The organism is Rhizobium ecuadorense, from assembly GCF_001187535.1.
Classification (GTDB): domain Bacteria; phylum Pseudomonadota; class Alphaproteobacteria; order Rhizobiales; family Rhizobiaceae; genus Rhizobium; species Rhizobium ecuadorense.
This window is the reverse complement of sequence record NZ_LFIO01001445.1, coordinates 24,529-31,113: the sequence shown is the minus strand read 5'-3', so window position 1 is coordinate 31,113 and position 6,585 is coordinate 24,529. Positions and strand designations below refer to the sequence as shown.

Sequence of the window (6,585 nt, the reverse complement as noted above, 5' to 3'; positions counted from 1 at the left end):
ATCACTTCGAGCGGTTTTCCGGCCTGAACGGCTACGGCGGCGCGAACGTCCATTTAGAATTTCCTTTCGATGAAAACCAAGCCTACCTCGACAGAGCCGTGATCAAGGACGTCGGATGTCAGAGGGGATAGGGATTGAAGCGACGGGAAGTCACGGCCCAGACAAATATACGGAGAGCCACCGTGATCGAGATCGCACTTTGACAAAATCCACCCTCCCTCGGGTCTGCGGGGCAACTTCCTCGCGACCCTCCAACCGCATTTTCCACCCCATTAACATACCAAAACGCATCTGCATACCAAAAAGTATCCGAAATGCATGAATGACTCCAAATCTCGATTCGAGCACATATGAAGTCCGCTTTTCAGCCGGGCTGTCCCACTATATTTTCACGAATTCAAATACGACACGGTGTTTGAGAGCTATATTCATGCGTAAAAATCATCAGCTGATGGCCCTCCGGAATGCTCTGGATTTGTCCGGTGCAAGCAACCTGAAGGAGCGTCAACAGAAAAGGCGCCGTCGTGATCACACGACAGCGCCCTTCTCGGGAGGCGACCTGACGGTCTTCCATTATCCCTGGTGTTCGCGGCCTTCCACCTGGATCACGAGATCGACTTCGTCGCCGATCATGCCGAGTGCTGCCTTCATGCCGAAATCGCTGCGCTTGACTTTCGTCGTGGCGCTGAAGCCGACAACGTGGCTCTTATCCCAGGGGTTCTGGCCCTCCTTGTTGAACGTGACGTCCAAGGTCATGGATTTCGTGACGCCTGCTATCGTCAGGTCTCCGACGATCTGCCCGGTCGTGTCGGTCGTCTTTTTGAACTCCTTGCCGACAAAGGTGATTTCCGGGAATTCGGTGGCATTGAACCAGTCGGCGCTCTGGATGTCGCCGTCACGCTGCTTGTTGTTCGTCGAAATCGAAGCGACGGTTACCTTGACATCAAGGCTGCTGGCGTCCGGCTTGGAAGCGTCGAAATCGAACGCGCCGGAGAACTCTTGCGCGACACCGATCACTTTCGAGAAGCCCAGGTGGTCGATATAAAACGCAATGCCCGAATGGACCGGATCGATGTCGAATTTCGCGGCCGAGGCCGGCGACGCGACGCCGGCGAGCGCCGTCATCGAAAGTAGCAGTGCTGCAAATCGGTATTTCATTTTCATTCTCCTCCTCATGTTAAACTGGAAAACTCGATCCATAGTCGAGATACGCGACGGCAAAGGCCGCCGCGGCCGGCAGTGCAGCCAGGACGACATGGACAAAAAGGCGGGCAAATGGCCGAGATAGGCCGAGCGTCCTGCAGACGCGCTCCGAGAATATCGGCAGGACGAGGCACATAGCGAGAACCGCAAGTGCGATGAGATCGGCTTTGCGCGTGATAAGCACGACGGTATCGGCGATAGCAATCAAGCCGCCCAAGGCGCCGACCGCCGAGGCCCCGCCAAAACGGAAGGCAGGCTTTGTGGCGTGAATAATCAAAATTCCGAAACAGCCGCCCGCAAACATCAGGCAGAGTTGAAACGAGGAGGACGAAGCGCCGAGAAGGGCTATCGGTGCAAAGCCGAGCGCAAGTACGGCAACGACGCCGCCCCGCTTCACGTCGTCTTCCGCACCTCCTGCCCCACGCAAGAAGACCATCCCCGTGACTGCCATTCCAACGATAGCTGCAAGCGCCACTTCCCAGGACGCTGTCCCCAATCGCGGCGCACCGATATATAATGCTGCTGCCACCGGCTGTAGAAGCGCGAGATGGCGCACAGCGCGTGGGGCCGCCATCTCGACGGCAAAGCCGATCGCCGTCCCGATAGCGATTAGGTAAAACACCTTATTGATCGCACCGACAGGCGGAAATGGCGGTACCTTATTGTAGGTGAGCCAATACGCTGCCAGCAGTGCCGCGGGCATGAGGAGGTCGGTAAGCCGGGCAAGACTGCGCCGACGCACCAGGCTCGACGCTAAAATGCCGACCAGTGTCATGGCGAGCAGGAACGCGACCAGCGCCTCCTGCGGGGAGTTGCCAAATCCAAGCATATGATAATTTCCGAATTGCGATTTGACGGCATGCTGCCGCCGCGCACAGCCTGCACGGTCAGATAGGCATTACGCGAGGGCTTGCGCGCTTCGACGGGCTGTTATCGTTGTGACAGTGTCCATGATCCCCCCAATATTCCGCATGCTCCTCAACAGCGGTCGCGGCTCTCGAGTCTAAATACCAGTTGGTTTTCACATACCAATTAGTCTTTGGATGAAGGCTAGTCTTTGAGATTTGCGTTGTCAAGCTCGTTTGCACAGAAAGAGTCTTGCTCTTCGCGCGGCCGTAAAAGCTTCGGCATGGGCAGAATCATTGCTCAAGGTCGAAGCGCACGCCGGCGTCGGCGCGCGCTTTCTCATGGACGCGATAGTCGAGATTTGGTTAGGCAGTAGCCCGCGCGGCCGGCGTCGCCGCGCGTGAGGACCGGTACATCTCCCGCAAAACGACGCGCACCATGTCTCCGGGTGCCCCGTCCTTGAGGAAGCTCGAGATACCGCCATAGGTCAGCTCGAGAACGATACCGCCGATGTAGAAGGGGGACGCCGGCGGTTGCAGAACAAGATCGAGCTTGTCGATGAGTATCTTGCCGACGCCTTCCCATTGATCCCGGAACAACTTCACATGCCGATCTCCGAGCGTGTGGTCATGCTGGGCCATTCGCAGAAGCTCTATAGCCAGCATGCCCCATCTGCGATCGTCGCCGCGGTCGTTCGCCCATGCCGCCAAGACATCGATCAGCCCCATCGGGTCATCCTGCTTTCCGAGAAGCTCGGCCAGCTGAACGACGTCGCCACCAGCGTTGCCGGCGAGAAGCTGCAGGAAAATATCTTCCTTGTTGGCAAAATTTGAATAAAAGGCGCCTTTGGAGTAGCCGGCCTCTTCGGCAATCCGTTCGATGGACGCCCCGGCGTAACCGTAGCGTGCCATGACTTCGTAAGCGGACGCCAAAAGTTTTTCTTTTGTGCGAGCCTGACTTTGCTCACGTGTCAGTCGTGCCATTCGCAAAATCCGTTCCTTGCGTATCCAGAGACCGAGGCGTACCTCAAAACGAGGTGGTCACACAAGAGCCGTTAGAACACAAACGAGTGCCCAGAAAATCGGATACTCGGGACCCATCTTCTGCCAGCGCCAATTTTTGCCGTTGATTTTCACAACTGCGTAGGCTGCGCCAAGCAGCACCACAGCACCAAAAAGGGCTGCAGCCCGGGGGTATATCGAGAAAATCAGACCGACCGCCGCGCACGCCTCCGCAACCATGGTGAGTCCTACGAACAGCCTTCCGGGCCTGAAGCCTGCCGCCTCGAATGTTCCACCGGCCTTCTCATAATGCAGTCCTTTCCCGATGAGATGGGGAATAAGCCAAGCGCCGCAAAGAATGCGCAGCCAGTCAACCAATACGAAGTCCATGTCTCCTCCCTTGACGGCGGCCTCTCGCCGCGTCCGCGAGGATAATTGGCAATCCTCGCTTGCTTTTTCAGATACTAAACGGTATTCACAATCTAAATAGGATGTCAATACGACGCGATCTCTGAGTTTGGGAGGGTAATGCTTATGGAAATGATGCGTGCTGCGCGCCTGCATGCCGTGGGTCAGCCAATGAGGATTGACGAGGTTGAGCGGCCACAGGCAAACGGAAGCGACGTCGTCGTCCGTGTTAAAGCCTGCGGAATGGTCCCAAACCTGGCAAACGTGCTGGCCAACTGGGAAACTTGGTATCCGCAGATGCCGCTTCCGCCGCGCCCGGCAATCCATGGCCTCGATCCGAGCGGGATCGTTCACGAGGTCGGCCCGCAGGTCGTCAACCTCAAGCCGGGCGACCGGGTCTATGTGAATCCCGGTCGATTCTGCGGCGCTTGCCACCATTGTTCGTCGGGCAAGCCGCAGGCTTGTGAACATTGGACCCTCGGCGGCTATTTCGGTTATAACCAGAAAAGCCTCGAGATGTTCGCCCGCTATCCTTACGGCGGCTTCGGCGAATTCATGCTCGCCCCGCAAGCGCAGGTCATCAAGATCCCGGATAATATGAGTTTCGTCGAAGGCTCCCGCCTGGGATATCTCGGTACCTCCTATGCCGCCCTCAAAAAATGCGGGCCGCTGATGGGCAAGGCCCTGATCATCAATGGCGCAACCGGCACGCTGGGGCTTGGGGCCACACTGTTCGCGCTGGCGATGGGCGTCGCAAAAATTTACGCCGTCGCCAGGGGCGAGAAGCTCCTCGAGCGGCTGAAGGCGATCGCTCCAGACCGGATCGTCACCTTCTCGAATGTCAACGGATCGTCGGGAAGCTTCGTGAAGGCGCAGACCAACGGAAGCGGCGCCGACCTCATGCTCGATACGCTCGGCGCAAAGGCCCCTCTTGATTCCATGCTTGACGCCATGGGCGGCGTCAAGCGGGGCGGGCGCATCGTCAACATCGGCGGCACGTCCGGAGCTCTGCCTGTTGACGTCAAGTGGTGGATGGACGAGCAGATGGAGTTGATCGGCTCGGTCTGGTTCACCGCCGCCGAAGGCACGGAAATCGCCGCCATGGTCGAGGCTGGCATCATCGACATGTCGGTCATGTCGCCGATGGTGTGGCCGTTGGAGAAGATCAATGATGCGATCTCCGGCGTCGGCAAAGACGAGGGCGGGTTCACCTACTACGCCGTCGAACTGTAACGAAGCGCCGATGGCTTACTCTTACCGGATCACCGTCGAGCGGCTGGAGGGCGGCGTCCCTTCGGCGGCCGACGAAGCTCTCGTTTTCCAAACCACCAACCACGACGACCTGTTCAAGATCCTCTCGGCAGTGCGCCAAAAGCAGCTGCTGCCTGAAGATGAGACGGCAGAGTTCATCATCGGATTGAAGCTGTTTGCAGAGGTGCTCATGAGACACCGGGCAGATCCGCCTTTCAAGGGACTGTTCCCGCATATCGGCAGCTTCATGAAGTCCCTGAAACGCTGAAGCCGCTTCCGTTCCGACCGCGGTGCATGCGGAAGCAATCGAGGACCATGACATGAAGACAATTTCGCTGGAACGGTCGTATGGCGGAACCCAGGGCGTCTACGCTCACCGCTCCGACACCTGCAACTGCGACATGACTTTCGCCGTCTATCTGCCGCCGCAAGCGCAGGAGCGTCTGTGCCCGGTGGTCTGGTATCTGTCGGGACTGACCTGCTCCCATGCCAATGCCATGGAAAAGGGTGAGTATCGGCGGGCCGCCGCACTCCTGGGCTTGATCGTCGTTTGCCCCGACACGAGCCCAAGAGGCGACGACGTGCCGGACGATCCCGGCAATTGGCAGTTTGGCAGTGGTGCCGGGTTTTATCTCGACGCGACATCCCCGCCGTTCCATGTGAGCTACCGTATGTATTCCTATGTCTCGGAGGAGCTTCCCCGTCTTATCGCTTCGGAGTTCCCGGCGGATATGGCCCGCCAAGGCGTGTTCGGACATTCCATGGGGGGCCATGGGGCGATCACGCTTGCCCTGAAGCACCCCGACCGCTTCCGCAGCTGCTCTGCATTCGCGCCGATTGCGCGACCCGCAGTGGCTGGGTGGTCCCGCCCCGCCTTCGAGCGCTATCTGGGCGCTGACGAAGCCGCCTGGCGGCAATACGACAGTTGCGCGCTCATCGAGGATGGTTTCCGATTTCCCGAGCTCCTTGTCGACCAGGGAACGGCCGACGGTTTTCTCGAGGACGGACTGCGTCCCTCGGAACTGCAGAGGGCCTGCGAACAAGCCGGCATCCGGCTGAACCTTCGCATGCAGGAGGGCTATGGCCACTCCTACTATTTCATTTCGACTTTCATGGAAGACCATTTGAAGTGGCACGCTGAGCGGCTCAACCGCTGATCTGCCGCACTGCCGTCAGAAGGCCGGACATGGTGTCCGGTAAAATCAAAGGAACAAGCAATGGCAAATATCGGCATACATCCTCATCTCGATGGAGGATTGAAGAAGGGTGCGGCATCTTTTGCGGGTGGGACGCTCGTCTGTGAATGCATCACGAATCCAGTGAAAGTGAAGATCAAGGGCGATATCGCCCACAATCACGCCTGCGGCTGCACAAAGTGCTGGAAGCCGGAAGGCGCAGCCTTTTCGATCGTTGCGGTCGCTCCGTCTGAAAACGTCGAGGTGATCGAGAATGGCGACAAGCTTACCGTCATCGATGCCAACGCCCTGATCCAGCGGCATGCCTGCAAGGAATGCGGCGTCCACATGCACGGACCCGTCGAGCGCGATCACCCGTTCCAGGGGCTCTCGTTCCTGCATCCGGAGCGCTTCGAGGAAGACGGTTGGGCGGAGCCAGGTTTTGCGGCATTCGTGTCTTCGATCATCGAGGGCGGTTCCGATCCGGCGCAGATGGAGAGCGTTCGCGCGCGCCTTCGCGAACTAGACCTCGAACCCTATGATTGCCTGGCTCCCGGCCTTATGGATTACATCGCCACTTGGACGGCGAGAAAGAACGGCGTTCTGCCGGCCTAGACCGAAAGAGCCGGCACCAGCCGGCTCCCAAACGCTCAATGAGGGTCATTTTTGCTCGATCAACATCGGCTGGGGCGATCGCATTG

At 58.5% G+C, this 6,585-nt stretch carries 8 protein-coding genes; 4 read left to right on the top strand and 4 right to left on the bottom strand.

Annotated features, from left to right (window positions below; genetic code table 11):
• Nucleotides 1-573: 573 nt before the first annotated feature.
• The 4 genes from AF337_RS30190 to AF337_RS30175 all read right to left on the bottom strand — a co-directional run bounded on the left by AF337_RS30190 (nt 574) and on the right by AF337_RS30175 (nt 3,440).
• The gene (locus tag AF337_RS30190; protein ID WP_049735048.1) at nt 574-1,158 is read right to left on the bottom strand and encodes a YceI family protein; all 585 of its coding nucleotides are present in this window, start codon (nt 1,156-1,158) and stop codon (nt 574-576) included.
• Nucleotides 1,159-1,177: 19 nt separating this feature from the next.
• Nucleotides 1,178-2,032 carry a hypothetical protein gene (locus AF337_RS30185; protein ID WP_049735047.1) on the bottom strand — a complete coding sequence of 285 codons (855 nt, stop codon included), beginning with the start codon at nt 2,030-2,032 and terminating at the stop codon, nt 1,178-1,180.
• Between the two features lie 382 nt (nt 2,033-2,414).
• Nucleotides 2,415-3,032 carry a TetR/AcrR family transcriptional regulator gene (locus AF337_RS30180; protein ID WP_049735046.1) on the bottom strand — a complete coding sequence of 206 codons (618 nt, stop codon included), beginning with the start codon at nt 3,030-3,032 and terminating at the stop codon, nt 2,415-2,417.
• Between the two features lie 57 nt (nt 3,033-3,089).
• Nucleotides 3,090-3,440 carry a DoxX family protein gene (locus tag AF337_RS30175; protein ID WP_049735045.1) on the bottom strand — a complete coding sequence of 117 codons (351 nt, stop codon included), beginning with the start codon at nt 3,438-3,440 and terminating at the stop codon, nt 3,090-3,092.
• A gap of 144 nt (nt 3,441-3,584) precedes the next feature.
• On the opposite strand from AF337_RS30175, the gene AF337_RS30170 reads away from it, so the two are divergent.
• The 4 genes from AF337_RS30170 to gfa are packed head-to-tail and all read left to right on the top strand — an operon-like array spanning nt 3,585 to nt 6,499.
• Nucleotides 3,585-4,691: an alcohol dehydrogenase catalytic domain-containing protein gene (locus AF337_RS30170; protein WP_049735044.1), complete on the top strand. Its 1,107-nt coding sequence runs from the start codon at nt 3,585-3,587 to the stop codon at nt 4,689-4,691.
• Between the two features lie 10 nt (nt 4,692-4,701).
• On the top strand, nt 4,702-4,977 hold the full coding sequence (locus AF337_RS30165) for a DUF3861 domain-containing protein (protein ID WP_049735043.1): 276 nt from the start codon (nt 4,702-4,704) through the stop codon (nt 4,975-4,977).
• A 52-nt stretch (nt 4,978-5,029) separates the two neighbouring features.
• Nucleotides 5,030-5,866: an S-formylglutathione hydrolase gene (fghA, locus tag AF337_RS30160; protein ID WP_049735051.1), complete on the top strand. Its 837-nt coding sequence runs from the start codon at nt 5,030-5,032 to the stop codon at nt 5,864-5,866.
• 60 nt (nt 5,867-5,926) lie between these two features.
• Nucleotides 5,927-6,499, top strand: a complete 573-nt coding sequence (gfa, locus tag AF337_RS30155; RefSeq protein ID WP_049735042.1) for an S-(hydroxymethyl)glutathione synthase — start codon at nt 5,927-5,929, stop codon at nt 6,497-6,499.
• Nucleotides 6,500-6,585: the final 86 nt, after the last annotated feature.